The sequence below is a fragment of the Steroidobacter gossypii genome, assembly GCF_016801985.1.
GTDB classification, from domain to species: domain Bacteria; phylum Pseudomonadota; class Gammaproteobacteria; order Steroidobacterales; family Steroidobacteraceae; genus Steroidobacter; species Steroidobacter gossypii.
This window is the reverse complement of sequence record NZ_JAEVLS010000002.1, coordinates 615899-631914: the sequence shown is the minus strand read 5'-3', so window position 1 is coordinate 631914 and position 16016 is coordinate 615899. Positions and strand designations below refer to the sequence as shown.

At 63.1% G+C, this 16016-nt stretch carries 15 protein-coding genes; 5 read left to right on the top strand and 10 right to left on the bottom strand.

Going from position 1 to position 16016, the window contains the following annotated elements; genetic code table 11:
* Positions 1 to 12: 12 nt before the first annotated feature.
* The 4 genes from frr to rpsB all read right to left on the bottom strand — a co-directional run bounded on the left by frr (position 13) and on the right by rpsB (position 3486).
* A complete protein-coding gene (gene frr / locus JM946_RS09910) occupies positions 13 to 570 on the bottom strand; it encodes a ribosome recycling factor (protein ID WP_203167131.1) in 558 nt (185 codons plus the stop codon).
* A gap of 35 nt (positions 571 to 605) precedes the next feature.
* Positions 606 to 1352: a UMP kinase gene (gene pyrH, locus JM946_RS09905; RefSeq protein WP_203167130.1), complete on the bottom strand. Its 747-nt coding sequence runs from the start codon at positions 1350 to 1352 to the stop codon at positions 606 to 608.
* Between the two features lie 204 nt (positions 1353 to 1556).
* The gene (gene tsf / locus JM946_RS09900) at positions 1557 to 2456 is read right to left on the bottom strand and encodes a translation elongation factor Ts (protein WP_203167129.1); all 900 of its coding nucleotides are present in this window, start codon (positions 2454 to 2456) and stop codon (positions 1557 to 1559) included.
* 7 nt (positions 2457 to 2463) lie between these two features.
* On the bottom strand, positions 2464 to 3486 hold the full coding sequence (gene rpsB, locus JM946_RS09895) for a 30S ribosomal protein S2 (protein ID WP_203167128.1): 1023 nt from the start codon (positions 3484 to 3486) through the stop codon (positions 2464 to 2466).
* 310 nt (positions 3487 to 3796) lie between these two features.
* Here rpsB and map point away from each other — a divergent pair, with 310 nt between their 5' ends.
* From map to dapD, 4 genes are read left to right on the top strand one after another with little or no spacing between them, the layout of a single operon-like run.
* Positions 3797 to 4564 (top strand): type I methionyl aminopeptidase, encoded by a 768-nt coding sequence (map, locus tag JM946_RS09890; RefSeq protein WP_203167878.1) that lies wholly within the window; start codon positions 3797 to 3799, stop codon positions 4562 to 4564.
* A gap of 52 nt (positions 4565 to 4616) precedes the next feature.
* Entirely contained in the window at positions 4617 to 7313 is a 2697-nt protein-coding gene (gene glnD, locus JM946_RS09885) for a [protein-PII] uridylyltransferase (RefSeq protein ID WP_203167127.1), read from the top strand.
* Positions 7310 to 8509, top strand: coding sequence for a succinyldiaminopimelate transaminase (dapC, locus tag JM946_RS09880; RefSeq protein ID WP_203167126.1), 1200 nt, complete (start codon positions 7310 to 7312; stop codon positions 8507 to 8509). The genes glnD and dapC overlap by 4 nt, the downstream gene beginning before the upstream one ends.
* Before the next feature lie 55 nt (positions 8510 to 8564).
* Positions 8565 to 9383 (top strand): 2,3,4,5-tetrahydropyridine-2,6-dicarboxylate N-succinyltransferase, encoded by an 819-nt coding sequence (gene dapD, locus JM946_RS09875; protein WP_203167125.1) that lies wholly within the window; start codon positions 8565 to 8567, stop codon positions 9381 to 9383.
* Here the strand turns inward: dapD and phoU are convergent, their stop codons facing one another.
* The 5 genes from phoU to JM946_RS09850 form a co-directional block, all read right to left on the bottom strand.
* Entirely contained in the window at positions 9384 to 10112 is a 729-nt protein-coding gene (phoU, locus tag JM946_RS09870; RefSeq protein WP_203167124.1) for a phosphate signaling complex protein PhoU, read from the bottom strand.
* Between the two features lie 7 nt (positions 10113 to 10119).
* The gene (gene pstB, locus JM946_RS09865; RefSeq protein WP_203167123.1) at positions 10120 to 11049 is read right to left on the bottom strand and encodes a phosphate ABC transporter ATP-binding protein PstB; all 930 of its coding nucleotides are present in this window, start codon (positions 11047 to 11049) and stop codon (positions 10120 to 10122) included.
* Positions 11050 to 11054: 5 nt separating this feature from the next.
* The gene (gene pstA / locus JM946_RS09860; RefSeq protein ID WP_203167122.1) at positions 11055 to 12005 is read right to left on the bottom strand and encodes a phosphate ABC transporter permease PstA; all 951 of its coding nucleotides are present in this window, start codon (positions 12003 to 12005) and stop codon (positions 11055 to 11057) included.
* A complete protein-coding gene (pstC, locus tag JM946_RS09855; protein ID WP_203167121.1) occupies positions 12005 to 12928 on the bottom strand; it encodes a phosphate ABC transporter permease subunit PstC in 924 nt (307 codons plus the stop codon). Before pstC ends, pstA begins: the two co-directional genes overlap by 1 nt.
* 107 nt (positions 12929 to 13035) lie before the next feature.
* Positions 13036 to 14040 (bottom strand): PstS family phosphate ABC transporter substrate-binding protein, encoded by a 1005-nt coding sequence (locus JM946_RS09850; protein WP_203167120.1) that lies wholly within the window; start codon positions 14038 to 14040, stop codon positions 13036 to 13038.
* A 321-nt stretch (positions 14041 to 14361) separates the two neighbouring features.
* Here JM946_RS09850 and dapE point away from each other — a divergent pair, with 321 nt between their 5' ends.
* Entirely contained in the window at positions 14362 to 15507 is a 1146-nt protein-coding gene (dapE, locus tag JM946_RS09845) for a succinyl-diaminopimelate desuccinylase (protein ID WP_203167119.1), read from the top strand.
* 11 nt (positions 15508 to 15518) lie between these two features.
* On the opposite strand, the gene JM946_RS09840 is transcribed toward dapE, so the two are convergent.
* On the bottom strand, positions 15519 to 16007 hold the full coding sequence (locus JM946_RS09840; RefSeq protein ID WP_203167877.1) for a disulfide bond formation protein B: 489 nt from the start codon (positions 16005 to 16007) through the stop codon (positions 15519 to 15521).
* Positions 16008 to 16016: the final 9 nt, after the last annotated feature.

Here is a 16016-nt window from a genome sequence, read left to right as displayed (position 1 = left end):
CGAGACGCGCACTCAAATCTGCATCAGCTCTTTTTCTTTTTCCTGCAGCACCTGCTCGATCTCGGCAATGTACTTGTCGGTGAGCTTCTGCACATCTTCGCCGGCGCGCCGCTCGTCGTCCTGCGACAGCAGCTTTTCCTTGAGCATGTCCTTGATCTCGGTGTTCACGTCGCGACGCACGTTGCGAACCGCGACGCGCGCATTCTCCGCTTCGTGACGCACGACTTTGGTGAGATCGCGGCGACGCTCTTCAGTGAGCGGCGGCATCGGCACGCGAATCACGGTGCCGGCGGTGTTCGGCATCAGGCCGAGATCGGACTTCATGATGGCCTTCTCGATCACGCCCACCATGGTCTTCTCCCAAGGGGTGACGGTGATCGTCCTGGCATCTTCCAATGCGATATTCGCGACCTGATTCAACGGCACTTCGTTGCCGTAGTACTCGACGCGAATGTGCTCGAGCAGACTCGGATGGGCGCGCCCGGTGCGCAGCCGTTTCAGTTCGTTGCGAAACGCGACCACGCATTTCTGCATGCGCTCGACGGCGTCTTTTTTTACGTCTTCCAACATGTTCGTTCTCCAGAACTTTGGTTGCGTGCCGCGGCTCAGCCGTTGGTCACCAGCGTGCCGACATCTTCGCCGCGCACGATGCGCAGCAGCTCGCCGGGGGTGTTCAAGTCGAATACGCGCAGCGGCAAATTGTTGTCGCGGCACATGACGATGGCGGTGGCATCCATCACGTTCAGGCGGTCCATCAGCACCTTGTCGAAGGTCAGGCGATCGTAACGAGTGGCGTTGGGATTCTTGATCGGATCGTCCGAATAGATGCCGTTCACCTTGGTGGCTTTGAGCAGCAGGTCGGCTTCGATCTCGATGGCGCGCAGCGAGGCGGCCGTGTCGGTGGTGAAGAACGGATTGCCCGTGCCGGCGGCGAGAATGCACACGCGCCCCTTCTCCAGGTGCCGCACGGCGCGCCGCCGGATGTATTCCTCGCAAACCTCGTTGATGCGGATCGCGGACATCACACGCGCGTACAGGCCCAGCGATTCGATCGCATCCTGCATGGCCAGCGAATTCATCACTGTCGCCAGCATGCCCATGTGATCGCCGGTGACGCGGTCCATGCCGGCGCGGGCCAGACCGGCGCCGCGGAAGATGTTGCCGCCGCCGATCACCACCGCCACCTGCATCCCCAGGCTCATGACCTCGCGGATCTCCATCGCCACCCGCTTGAGCATCTTCGGATCGATGCCGTAGTCCTCATCGCCCATCAGCGCTTCGCCGGAGAGCTTGAGCAGGATGCGGCGCAGGCCGTTGCCGGTGGGGGCGGGATGGGCGGGAGTGGCTGCCATGTAAACCTTCGTTCAGATAAAACTGCCGGCCATTATAAAGAACCCCGCCGAAGCGGGGTTTCTTGTTTGCAGCTCAGGATCGGGCATCCTGCCACGAGCTTCGCGCGAGTCGGCAAAGACGCGACTTTTACCTCTCGCCGCCGCCGCAGGCGGCGGGGTACATCCTTGTACCCGAGGTGGCACTCGAATGCCACGTGGGATCGGTCAGGCCTTTTTGGCGCTCTCCACCTGCTTGCGGACTTCCTCGGCGAAATCTTCCTGCTTCTTCTCGATGCCGGCGCCGACCTCGTAACGCACGATGGCCTGCACTTCGCCGCCCGCCTTTTTCAGGTACTGCTCGACCGTCTGCTTGTCGTCCTTGACGAACGGCTGGCCCAGCAGCGTGATCTCGTTCAGCCACTTGCGGACCTTGCCCTCGACGATCTTCTCCAGCAGCTCGCGCGGCTTGCCGGCGTTCTTCGGATCCTGCGCGGCCTGCTCGACGAACACGCCCTTTTCCTTGGCGACCTGGTCGGCCGGCACTTCGGCCGACGTGATGTGCGCCGGGTTGATGGCGGCGACGTGCATGGCGATGTCCTTGGCGACGGCGTCGTCACCTGACTTCATCGCCACCAGGGCGCCGATGCGCGTGCCGTGCAGGTAGGCGCCGACCACGGCCGGAGCCTCGACCAGCTGGAAACGACGCACCGTGATGTTCTCGCCGATCTTGGCGATCAGCGCACGGCGGGTCTCTTCGACCGACTGGCCGCCGGCGATGGCCTGCGAGCCCAGCGCTTCGACGTTGGCCGGGTTCTTCTCGAGCACCACCTTGGCGAGCTCGTTGGCGAAGTTCTGGAAGTCCTTCTCGCGCGCGACGAAGTCCGTCTCGCAGTTCACTTCGACGATGGCGGCGCGCTTGCCGTCGGCCGAGCGCTCCAGAACGATCACGCCTTCGGCGGCGACGCGCGAGGCCTTCTTGTCGGCCTTGGCCAGACCGGCCTTGCGCATCGCTTCGGCGGCGGCGTCGAGGTCGCCATTGGCTTCGACCAGCGCCTTCTTGCACTCCATCATGCCTGCGCCAGTGCGCTCGCGCAGGATCTTTACTGCTTCAGCTGTAACGGCCATGGATCGATTACTCCGTCGCCGTGCCGGTGTCCGTGCCACCAGTCGCTGGCGCGACGCCAGCAGCGGGCGCGGCGCCGGTCGGCTTGCGCTTGGCCAACGCCGCCTGGCGACGGGCCATGAACTCTTCGGGGGACACATCGCCTTCGACGTCATCGACCTCGGCGGCGACCACTTCTTCGACCTGCCCTTCCGGCAGCTTCTCCGGACGGCGGCGCGCCGGGGTCTTCTTCTTCACCGCGGCCGGCTTGCGGTCGCGGCGGGGCGCGGGAGCGCCAGCAGCCTTCGGCTTCGGCTTGCCTTCCTCGTCCAGCTCCACGAACTCGTCCTCGCCCGCCGGCACTTCCGGCTGCGCCGAGCGCCCCTCCAGCACCGCATCGGCGACGCCTTCGACGTACAGCTGGATGGCGCGCATGGCGTCGTCGTTGCCCGGCACGACGTAGTCGACGTCATCCGGCGTGCAATTGGTGTCGACGATGGCGACCACCGGAATGCCCAGCTTCTTGGCTTCGTGAATCGCGATCTTTTCGTGACCCACGTCGATGACGAACAGCACGTCCGGCAGCGATTCCATCTCCTTGATGCCGCCCAGGCTGCGCTCCAGCTTCTCGCGCTCGCGACGCAGGCCCTGGGCCTCGCGCTTGCTGTGCTGTTCGAGCGTGCCGTTGGTGGCCATCTCGTCCAGATTGGTCAGACGCTTGATCGACTGACGCACGGTCTTGAAATTGGTGAGCATGCCGCCCAGCCAGCGATGGCTGACATAAGGCATGCCGGCGCGCAGCGCCGCTGCCTTCACCGCCTCGCGGGCCGAACGCTTGGTGCCCACGAACAGCACGCGGCCGCCGTCCGCCACGACCTGACGGATGAAGCTCGCCGCCTCGTTGTACAGGGGCAGCGTCTTTTCGAGGTTGATGATGTGAATTCGGTTACGCTCGCCGAAGATGAAGGGAGCCATCTTCGGGTTCCAGAAGCGGGTTTGGTGTCCGAAATGAACGCCCGCTTCCAGCATCTGTCGCATGGACACGCTGGTCATCGCAAAAACTCCTAAGGGGTTGAGCCTCCACCCGCCCCAGACGACGACCCCTTCAGCCTACTTATTACCTCGTAAGGCGAATGGGCACCCCGTCGACTGTGTCGGTCAGGTGTGAGAAATCAGTTGAGAAAGAAAGAGATTCGTTGCCAAAAAAACGCGCGCTTTATACCATAAACTCCATGATCGTTCACAAATTTTTCTGCCGGGTCGCAACCTCATGATGCGTGGGCTGTTGCAATCTCTGCACCGGCGCGCCACGGGCGCCGACTCTGAACCCGGCTCGGCCGCCCTGACCTCCGCCCCACACTCCATGCAGGTGACGATCAAAAATCCCGCCGAACAGGAAGCCATGCGCGTCGCGGGGCGCCTCGCGGCCGACGTGCTCGACATGATCGGGCCCTATGTGGTGCCTGGCGTGACCACCGAGGAGCTCAACGTCCGCTGTCACGACTACATCGTGAACGTGCAGAAGGCGATCCCGGCGCCGCTCAACTATCGCGGTTTTCCCAAGTCAATCTGCACATCGGTGAATCACGTGGTCTGCCACGGCATCCCGAGCCCGGACAAGCGCCTCAAGCAAGGCGACATCATCAATATCGACATCACCGTCATCAAGGACGGCTGGCATGGCGACACCAGCCGCATGTTCGCGGTGGGCAAGATCGCGCCGGCCGCGCAGCGGCTGATCGATATCACTCACGAGGCGATGTGGACCGGCATCCGCCAGATTCGTCCGGGCGCGCGTCTGGGCGATCTTGGTGCAGCCATTCAGGCGTTCGTCGAGCCTCAGCACCTGTCGATCGTGCGCGAATATTGCGGACACGGCATCGGTCGAATCTTCCATGAAGATCCCCAGGTGCTGCATTATGGCGAGCGAGGCCGCGGCGTGGAGCTGGTCCCCGGCATGACCTTCACGGTCGAGCCGATGGTGAACGTCGGCAAGCGCCATGTGCGGCTGTTGCCCGACGGCTGGACCGTCATCACCAAGGATCACTCGTTGTCCGCACAGTGGGAACACACGGTTCTAGTGACTGACACCGGCTACGAAGTGCTCACGCTCGGCGCAGCTCAGCGCTGAGCATCCGGCGCTGAGTATCATAGCGACCTCTTCTGGTTGGTAGCTGGCGCCCATGCCTGTCGTCACGCCCGATGACCTGGACGAACTCGCCTCCACGCAGGCGAGCGATCCCTCGTGGGACTATCTCGGCACGCTCCAGGCTTCTCTGGGTGCGCAGCCGCGCGATATCACCACCTTTCGCAATGCTCTGAGCGAAGGCGACAACCGCCTCAAGCAGCGCTTCCTCGACGACGAGCCGGTCGAGCAACTGGTGCGCGACCGTGCGCGCCTGGTCGACTCATTGTTGAAAACCGCGTGGTCGATGCACGTTGGCGAACACGTCCGCGAAGTGGCGTTGATCGCAGTCGGCGGTTACGGCCGCGGCGAACTCAATCTCTGCTCCGACATCGACATCATGATCCTGCTGCCCAAGAGCGAATCCGCTCCGTGGCAGGGCTCGCTGGAGAAGTTTCTCACCTTCATGTGGGACATCGGCCTGGAAGTCGGCCACAGCGTGCGCACCATCGACGATTGCCAGCGCGAGAGCGCGGCCGACGTGAGCGTCGCCACCACCATGATCGAAGCGCGCCTGTTGCAAGGCCCGGAGCAGTTGTTCGAAGCGATGCGTCGCGCCCTCGCCCCCGAGCGCGTGTGGCCGACTCGCGATTTTTTCGAAGCCAAGGTCAACGAGCAGACCGCGCGTCATCACCGTTATCACGACACCGCCTACAACCTCGAACCGAACGTGAAATCGAGCCCGGGCGGGCTGCGCGACATCCAGACCATCGGCTGGGTGGCCAAGCGCCACTTTGGCGCCGAGTCGCTCGATCAACTGGTCGAACATGGCTTTCTCACCCGCAGCGAGCTGCGCAAGCTGAAAAGCGCTCAATCGTTTCTGTGGAAGATCCGCTTCGCTCTGCACGTGTTGACCGCGCGACGTGAAGATCGCCTGCTGTTCGATCATCAGATCCGGCTCGCCAAGATGTTCGGCTACGAGGATGCGACCTACACCCTCGCCGTCGAGCAGTTCATGCAGCGCTACTATCGCACGGCCATGGACGTGAGCCTGCTGAACGAAATGCTGTTGCAGCTGTTTCGCGAGGCCATCACCGATTCGAACGAGCCGCCGGTGCCGGTGAATGCGCGCTTCCAGATCAGGAACGATTTCCTCGAGGTCACCAACGAGGACGTGTTCGATCGCTACCCTTCGGCCATGCTGGAACTGTTCGTCATCATCGAACAGAACGCCGACAAGATCCGTGGCGTGCGTGCGTCGACCATCCGGCAGCTCACGCGGCATCTGTGGCTGATCGACGAAGAGTTCCGCCAGCATCCCCGCAACCATCGACTGTTCTTCGAGATCCTGAGCGCGCCGGTCGGCGTGACGCACGAGCTGCGTCGCATGAACCTGTATGGCGTGCTGGGTCGCTACATTCCGGCATTCGGCCGCATCGTCGGCCGCATGCAATACGATTTGTTTCATGCGTACACGGTGGATGCGCATACGCTGTTCGTGGTTAGCAACCTGCGCCGCTTCGCCATTCCGAAGTACGACCACGAGTTTCCGGCGTTGTCGCGCATCATGCAGTCGCTGCCCAAGCCGGAGCTGGCGTATCTGGCCGCCATCTTCCACGACATCGCCAAGGGTCGCGGCGGCGATCATTCCGAGCTCGGCTCGGTGGACGCCGAAGCTTTCTGTCTCGAACAGGGCCTGTCGCGTTACGACGCACGCCTGGTCGCGTGGTTGGTGCGCAATCACCTGGTGCTGTCGGTCACGGCGCAGAAAAAAGACATTTCCGATCCCAAGGTCGTCAACGAATTCGCCAAGCACGTGGGCGATCAGACGCACCTCGATTACCTGTACGTGCTGACGGTCGCGGACGTCCGCGGCACCAATCCGAAGCTCTGGAACAACTGGAAACAGTCGTTATTCGCGGAGTTCTACGAGCGCACGCGTCAGGCCCTGCGGCGCGGTCTGGAAAGTCCGCTCGACAAGGACGAGCTGATCGCCGAGACGCAGTCGCGCGCGAAAGAGCTAACGACGCGGGCCGGGGTTGGCGAGATCCTGCGCCAGTCGGTGTGGCAGCGCTTCACCGTCGATTACTTCTTGCGGCACACGCCCGAAGAAATCGCATGGCATACGAAGATGCTGTCGGAGCGCGACAGCGACGACACGACGTCGCTCGTGTCCGTTCAGCAGTTGTCGGGGCGCGGCGGTACGGGCGTTTCTACTTACACGCCGCAGACTCAGCACAGCTTCGCACGCACCACTGCCCTGCTCGATCAGTTGGGTTTGAACATCGTCGATGCGCGCATCACGCCGACCGCCGACGGCTTCAGCCTCGATGTGTATCACGTGCTGGAAGACACCGGCGCCGAGATCACCGATCAGGCGCGCATTCGTGACATCGAGCAGCAGCTGTCGCATGCGCTGTCGAAGCCCGATAACGTCGCGGTCACAGTGACACGACGCGCGCCGCGCCAGGTGCGGATGTTCACGACCGCGACGCAGGTGACGTTCAGTGAGGATCCGGTCAACGGCCGCACCATCGTCGAAATCATCGCTGGCGATCGGCCAGGTCTGTTGTCGCAAGTCGCCAAGGTGTTCATGGCCGAGGACGTGCGCATCTACACCTCCAAGATCATGACGGTCGGCGAGCGCGCCGAAGACGTGTTCTATATCACCGATCACGCCGGCGGCCCGCTCAGCGAGCAGGCCAAGCAACGGCTGGCGCAACACATCACCGAAACACTCGACCGCCGCGTATGAATCCCGCTCTGAACAAGCTGCAGCCGTATCCCTTCGAACGGCTGCGGGCGCTGCTGGCCGGCGCACAGCCGCCCAGCGATCTTTCTCACATTGCGATGTACATCGGCGAGCCGCGTCATCCCTCGCCGCCTCTGGTGGTCGAGGCCCTCACCAAAAACATGGAAGGCCTCGGCAGCTATCCGCTCACCGCGGGCTTGCCTCAGCTGCGCGAGGCGATTGCGAATTGGCTGACGCGTCGCTTCAAGTTGCCGGCGGGCTCAGTTTCTCCAGAGACGATGGTGCTGCCGGTCAACGGCACGCGCGAAGCGCTGTTCGCATTCGTGCAGGCGGTGACGGACCCGAGCAAACAGCCGCTGCTGGTCATGCCGAATCCGTTCTATCAAATCTATGAAGGCGCGGCGCTGCTGGCGGGCGCTGAGCCGTATTTCATGCCGAACGATGCCGAACATTCGGCGTTGCCCGATCTGGACGGCGTGCCGGCCGAGGTGTGGAAGCGTTGCCAGGTCCTCTTCCTGTGCTCGCCCAGCAATCCCACGGGCGCGGTCGCGAGCATCGAGTATCTGCGGCGTGCGTTGCAGTTGGCCGAGCAATATGACTTCGTCATCGCCTCGGACGAGTGTTACAGCGAAATCTATTTCGACGAGACCCAGCCACCCGCGGGCCTGCTCCAGGCAGCGGCCGCCGCTGGCAACACGTCGTACGAGCGCTGCATCGTGTTCCACAGTCTTTCCAAGCGCTCCAGCGTGCCTGGACTGCGCTCGGGCTTCGTCGCCGGCGACGCGAAGCTGCTCAAGCCGTTCCTGCTCTATCGCACCTACCACGGTTCGGCCATGCCGCCGCCGGCGCAGTTCGCCAGCATCGCAGCGTGGAACGACGAAGCGCACGTGCTGGAGAATCGCAACTTGTATCGGAAGAAGTTCGCCGCGGTGATGCCCATCCTCGGTGAAGTCATGCCGGTGCAGATGCCGCAGGCCTCGTTCTATCTGTGGCCTCGAGTCGACAACGACGAGCGCTTCGTTCGCCAGCTGTTCGAGCGACGACACATTACGTTGTTGCCAGGCAGCTACATCGCACGCCCGAATTCGGACGGGGTCAACCCGGGCAGCGGCCGCGTCCGCATCTCGCTGGTGGCCAAAGTATCGGAGTGCGTCGAAGCGGCTACGCGCATTCGCGATTTCTTCCAACAAAGGAAATAATGGCACCACTGACTTTCGTCAGTGTCGTTTGTCCATTTCGGCTACACTTCCGGCCATGATCGAGCTAGCAAACATCATTGACGACGCCTTCGAGCGTCGCGCCGAATTCAATCCCAAGAACGCACCCACCGACGTCCGCGGCGCGGTCGAACAGGCTCTGACGCTGCTGGATACCGGCAAAGCTCGGGTCGCCGAGAAACGCGACGGCAAGTGGGTGGTGAATCAGTGGCTGAAGAAGGCCGTGCTGCTGTCGTTCCGGCTGTATGACAACCGGCCGATGGAAGCGGGCTTCACACAGTTCTTCGACAAGGTGCCGCTGAAGTACTCCGACTATGATGAGGCGCGCTTCCGCGCCGAAGGCGTGCGCGTCGTGCCGCATGCCATCGTCCGCCGCGGCGCGTTCGTGTCGCCGAACTCCATTCTCATGCCCTCCTACGTCAACGTCGGCGCCTTCGTCGGCGAAGGCACCATGGTGGACACCTGGGCGACGGTCGGCTCCTGTGCGCAGGTTGGCAAGAACGTGCATCTGTCCGGTGGCGCCGGCATCGGTGGCGTGCTCGAGCCGCTGCAGGCCAATCCCACCATCATCGAAGACAACTGCTTCATCGGCGCGCGCTCCGAGATCGTCGAGGGCGTGATCGTCGAGGAAGGCGCGGTGATTTCCATGGGCGTGTTCATCGGCGCCAGCACCAAGATCTACGATCGCGAGCGTGACGAGATCACGTACGGCCGCGTGCCTGCCGGCGCGGTGGTCGTCGCTGGTTCTCTGCCTTCCGCCAATGGCAGGTGCGGCCTGTATTGCGCCGTGATCGTCAAGCGCGTCGATGCGCAGACGCGCTCCAAGGTCAGCCTGAACGAGCTGCTGCGCGACTAGCTATTTCTCGGGCGTGCCGGCTTCGGCGTGTTTTGCCTTGTGGCGCACGTCTTCGCCGCTGGCGACGAATTCGACTTGCTCGGCGATGTTCTTGGCGTGGTCGCCGATGCGTTCCAGGCCTTTGAGGGCGAACACGGTGTCGATGGTGGCGCCGAGGAAACGCGCGTCTTGCATGGCGAGGCTCATGATCTGGCGCAGGGCGGCGGCGAATTCGTGGTCGAGCTCGGAATCGCGAGCGCGAACCGCGCGCGCCATCTCAGCGTCGGACTCGTCGAGCGAGCGGACGGCGTCGCGGAGCATGCCGTTGGTGAGCTCCGCCATATGGCGCAAGTAAGGTGAGACAGCGAGCACAGGGCCCTGGGGCTCGCCGGTGGCCAGGCGAGCAGCGAACTTCGCGATCTTCTTCGCTTCATCCCCAGCGCGCTCCAGTTCGATGGTGATGCGCGAGACGGCCTTGGCCATTCGCAGATCGCTGGCCATGGGCTGATGAAGCGCGATCAACTGAAAAGCTTCGCGATCGACGAACCGCTCCAATTCATTGACGGTATGTTCTCGCGACAACACGAGCTCAGCGACCGTCGCATCGCCATCGAGCAGCGCGCGAACAGCAGCGGACACCTGATCGATCACCAGCCCGCCCATGCTCACGATTTGCAGCCGCAGATCGGAGAGCGCGGCGTCGAAGGCCTTGGCGATGTGGCCTTCGACCGGATCGGGCAGCTGCGCCATCGCGAGCTCAGCCGTAACGGCCGGTGATGTAATCTTCGGTCGCCTTCTTGCTCGGGTTGGTGAAGATCTTGGCGGCCTCGTCGAACTCGATGAGCTCGCCAAGGTACATGAAGGCGGTGTAGTCGGACACGCGCGCGGCCTGCTGCATGTTGTGAGTCACGATCAGCACCGTGACCTGGTCGCGCAAGGTCGAGATCAGCTCTTCGATCTTCGCAGTGGCGATGGGATCGAGCGCCGAGGTCGGCTCGTCGAACAACAGAATTTCCGGCTTAGTCGCCAGCGCACGCGCAATACACAGACGCTGCATCTGACCGCCGGACAACGCCAGCGCCGAATCCTGCAAACGATCCTTCACTTCATCCCACAGCGCGGCGCCGCGAAGCGCCTTCTCCACTTCCTCAGCCAATGTGGCCCGGCTGCGAACGCCGCGCAGGCGCAGCCCGTAAGCGACATTCTCGAAAATGGTTTTGGGAAACGGGTTCGGCTTCTGGAACACCATGCCGATGCGCATGCGCACCTCGATCGGATCGATGCCCGAGCCGACCAGATTGAGGTTGTCCGGATGCAGCGTGATGCTGCCTTCGTAACGCGTGTCCGGCTGCAAGTCGTGCATGCGATTGAAACATCGCAGGAACGTGCTCTTGCCGCAGCCCGACGGGCCGATCAGCGCCGTCACCTGCTTGTCCGCGATCGGAATCGACAGGTTCTTCAGCGCGCGATTCTGGCCGTAGTAGAAATTCAGGTTCTCGACCTGCGCTTTGACGCTGGTGATGGCGCGCGCCTGGCGCGTGTCGTCCACAGCGATGGCAACCCGGGGCGTCGCGGGTCCCACCGACGACTGGCTCGAGCGGGCAGGTTCTTCGTTACGCAAGGCAGTCTCCTGGATGGGTGCGCCGCCGCCTGATTTCGCGGTGCCTGGTTTGGCAGTGGTTTCCATGGCGGTCACCAATTGATCTTTTTGCGGAAGCGGTAGCGGATCCATATGGCCACCGCGTTCATGAGCAGCGTCATGGCGAGCAGAATGGCGCCGGCCGCAGCCGCGTTGGCCTGGAAGGCCTGGTCGGGACGCGACACCCAGTTGAACATCTGAATGGGCATGGCGGTGAACGGATCGTTCAGCCACTGAAACGAAATAAACGGAAACTCGCTGGTGAACGGCGAGCTCGGCAGAAACGCGATGAAGCTCAGCGCACCGATGGTGATGATGGGCGCGGTCTCGCCGATGGCGCGCGACAGGCCCAGGATCATGCCGGTGAGAATGCCGCCGGTCGAATACGGCAGCACATGATCCTTGGTCACTTCCCAACGCGTCGCGCCCAAACCATACGCCGCCTCTCGAATCGACTTCGGCACGGCGCGGATCGACTCACGCGTGGCCACGATCACGATGGGCAGAATCAACAACGCGAGCGTCAGACCCGCCGCCGCAATGCTCTGCCCCAAGCCAAACTGATACACGAACAAGCCCAGCGCCAGCAGGCCGTAGACGATCGAAGGCACGCCCGCGAGATTGGTCACGTTGATCTCGATGATGGCGGTGAACCAGTTCTTCGGCGCGTACTCTTCGAGATAAATCGCGGCGGCCACGCCGACCGGCACCGCACAGAACGCCGTCACCAGCATGATCAGCGACGTGCCCACCCAGGCGCCCAGGATGCCGGCGCGCTCGGCGCGACGTGACGGGAAGTTGGTGAAGAAGTCCCAGCCGAAGCGCTGCGAGCCGTCGATCACCAGATCCAGGAACAGCACCGCCAGGATGCCCAGACAGGCCAGCATCAGGATCAGGCCGACCAGCACGAACACCTGATCCAGCGTTTTCCGCCGCGACAAGCCGCGACGGATCGAGTCCGGGTTCAGATACGCGGGCACGTTGCCGTGAGGGATGCTCGACATCAGTACGCCTCGCGGAATCGACGCGTCAGCGAGAAGCCGATCACGTTGAAGAACAGAGTGATCAACATCAGCACCAGACCGGCGGCAAAGATACTTTGATAACCGATGCTGCCGTGAGGCAGATCGCCGAGACTCACCTGCACGATGTACGCTGTGATGGTGGCGGCCTGCTCGGTGGGATCGAAAGTGAAGTTCGGCTGCATGCCAGCGGCGATGGCGACCACCATGGTCTCACCCACCGCACGCGAGATGCCGAGAATGAAAGCAGCGGCGAGTCCGGAGAACGCGCCCGGCACGACCACGCGCAACGCCGTCTGCAAGCGCGTCGCGCCCATCGCGTACGAGCCTTCGCGCATGTAGCGCGGCACGGCGCGCATCGCGTCTTCGCTCACCGACGCGACATATGGAACGATCATGAGTCCGATCACCAGACCCGCGCTCAACATATTGAAGCCCGGCAGCTCGGGAAAGATCTTCTGTAACAGCGGCGTCACCGCCATCAGCGCGAAGTAGCCGTACACGACCGTCGGCACCGCGCCCAGCAATTCCAGGATGGGTTTCACGGTTTCGCGTAGCCGATGCGACGCGAACTCGCTCAGATAAATCGCGATGGCTGTGCCCACCGGCACCGCCACGCACAGCGCGACCATGGTGGTGGTGAGCGTACCCGCGACCAGCGGCAAGATGCCGTAATGGGCGTCGGCGAACAGCGGCGTCCACATGGTGTCGGTGAGAAATTCCTTGAGCGAGACATGCTCGAAGAACGCGGCGGATTCGATCAGCAGGATGGCGACGATGGCCAGCGTGGTGAACACGGCAACCAGGGCGGATGCAAGCAGCAGAGTCTCGATGATGCGGTCGCGGACCTTGCGATAACGCAAGCCGCTGCGCGATATCAGCTCTTCGGATTTTGTCGCCGCCATAAACACTGCGCCCGCGAAAAGGGCGCCATTGTAGTGGCATGGCGCCCGCTAGCCCAGACTTGGGCTCACATTCGGGCCCCTCACCGGGGGCCCGTACCCGATTGATTTTAGAGCTTGCCTTCCCGCGCCAGCAGGTTGTCGATGGTCACGCCGACCTCCGGCACGCCGCCGAACACCGTGCCCAGCTTGCGGTCGTTGAAGTGCTTCAACGCCACTTTGTAAGCCTGCTCCGGCAGCGGCACGTAGCCCACTTCCTTGGCCAGGGCCGCGCCCTCGGTCAGGTAGAACTCGATGAACTCCTTGAGGTCGGCGCGGGTGGCGGCGGTGTCACGCACGTAGATGAAGAGCGGGCGCGACAGCGGCTCGTACGAGCCGTCGTTCACCGCCTCGATGCTCGGCATCACGGCCTTGCCCTTGGCGTTCACGATCGGCACCGCGCGCATCTTGTCCTTGTGCGCGATGTAGTACGCGTAGCCGAAATAACCGAGCGCGTTCTTGTTGTTCTCCACGCCCTGCACCAGCACGTTGTCGTCTTCGCTGGCGGTGTAGTCGCCGCGGCTGGCCTTGGCCTTGCCGTTCACGGCTTCGGAGAAATAATCGAACGTGCCCGAATCGGCGCCCGGGCCGAACAGCATCAGCTGCTCCGCCGGCCATTCCGAGCGCACCTGATTCCATTGGGTCACGCGGCCCTGCGCTGCCGGCTCCCACATCTTTTTCAGGTCCGCCGGGGTCAGCGACTTCACCCAGGTGTTCTTGGGATTGACCACGACGGTGAGCGCGTCGAACGCCACCGGCAGCTCCATGTACTTGATGCCGGCTTTGGCGCAGGCCTCCATCTCTTCTTTCAGGATGGGGCGCGAGGCGTTGGAGACATCGGTCTCGCCACGGCAGAAGCGCTTGAAACCGCCGCCCGTGCCGGCGATGCCGACGGTGACGCGCACCTTGCCTTTCTTGGAGATCTGGAATTCCTCGGCGACCGCCTCGGCGATCGGGAACACGGTGCTGGAGCCGTCGATCTTGATGACGCTCTGAGCGTGCGAGAACTGGGGGGCGGCGGCGACCGCGAAGCCCGTCAGGAGCACGGACGCGCTCAACTTGTGCCACAACTTCATCAACTTGAACCTCGTTTCGGAGGAGGACCGACGATTCGACTTGCAGCAGTTTGAAGAGCTTCCATGACAGTCGTATGACAGCCAGCAACATTTCGACGCGGAGTCGTCATGAAGGCGTAACACACCCGTTTGGGCGGAAGACCCATCCCCTAACACCCCTCCCCGAGACGGGACCGCCAATCCAATCCTGCAGGGCCGAGTCATCGCCAACCCGATTCGGAGTTGCCAGGTCGTAGTGGCTTAGCGGACGCACTTGCGAGGTGGGTCAACCCTGGCTATAAGACCGCGCCCGCTGCCGCTTCTCGCCTGGAGTTCACGCCCTTGCCGACCCCTGCCGACGACCCGACGCTGCTGCTCACTCAGGAACTCATCCGTCGTCCCTCCGTCAGCCCCGAAGATCAGGGCTGTTTGCAACTGATCGCGCAACGGCTCGAGGCAGTCGGCTTTCGCATCGAGCGCATGCCGTTCGGTCCGGTGGAGAATCTGTGGGCCTGTCATGGCAAAGAGCGCCCGCTGCTGTGCTTTGCCGGGCACACCGACGTGGTCCCGACCGGGCCGCGCGAGGAGTGGGCGACGGATCCGTTCGAGCCGGTGATCCGCGACGGGATCCTGTACGGCCGCGGCGCGGCCGACATGAAGAGCGGCCTGGCGGCGATGGTGACCGCCACCGAGCGCTTCATCGCGCGGCACCCCAATCACAAGGGCACCCTCGCCTTCCTGTTGACCAGCGACGAAGAGGGCCCGTCGGTCGATGGCACACGACGCGTCATGGAAGTGCTGGAAGCGCGCAACGAAAAGATCGACTACTGCGTGGTCGGCGAGCCCAGCAGCACCGACAAGCTCGGCGACGTGATCAAGATCGGCCGGCGTGGCTCGCTGTCCGGCAAGCTGACGGTGCACGGCATTCAGGGCCACGTCGCCTACCCACACCTGGCGGACAATCCGGTGCACGCCGTGGCGCCTGCGCTCGCGGAGCTGGCTTCGCGCACCTGGGACAAGGGCAACGAATTTTTCCAGCCGACGACCTTCCAGATCTCCAACATCGCCGCCGGCACCGGCGCGCCGAACGTGATTCCCGGCGAGCTGAAGGCGCGCTTCAACATCCGTTTCTCCACCGAGCAGACGGTCGAGAAGCTGCAGTCGACCATCACCGAAATCTTCAATCGGCACAAGGTCAACTACACGCTGGAATGGTTCGTGTCGGGCCTGCCCTTTTTCACCGCGCCCGGCGCGTTGTCGGCGGCGGTGGTGCAGTCGATCAAGGAAAAGGTCGGTCGCACGCCGGAACTGTCCACCACCGGCGGCACCTCGGACGGCCGCTTCATCGCGCCGACCGGCGCGCAGGTGGTCGAGTTGGGTGTGCTCAACGCGAGCATTCACAAGGTGAACGAGAACGTGCGCGTCGACGATGTCGTCACGCTCTCGGGAATCTATGAGCGTGTGATGGAGTTGATACTGGCGAAGTAGCCCTGGACAGATTATCTCGGCCGGGCGGCGATATTCACGATCACCGCCCACGCGCTCAGCAGCGCCAGAGAAATCAATACCCACCAGGGCATCGACAGGCCGAGCAAGGTCCAATCGACCTTGCCGCACTCGCCCGAGCCGGTCAGCACTTTGTTGACGACTTCGGTCACCGGCAGGATGTCCAGCAGATAATCGAGGTCCGCGCCACACGCCGCGACCGTTCCCGGCGGCTGCGCCTGGATCCAGATATGGCGCGCCGAAATGCCGACGCCGATCAGCGCCGCCAGATCGATCAACACGCCGTAGCCGATCGAGCCTTTGCCCGACGGGTTATGCAGCGCGGCGATCAGGAACAACACGCCCACCACGATCACGGCCACGCGCTGAAAGATACATAGCGGACACGGCGCCAGACCAAGCACGTGCTCGGCGTACAGCGCGTAGCCCATCAACGCAGCGCATGCGACGAAGCCCAGCGCATTGCCCGCGCGACGATTCATGGTCAGCAT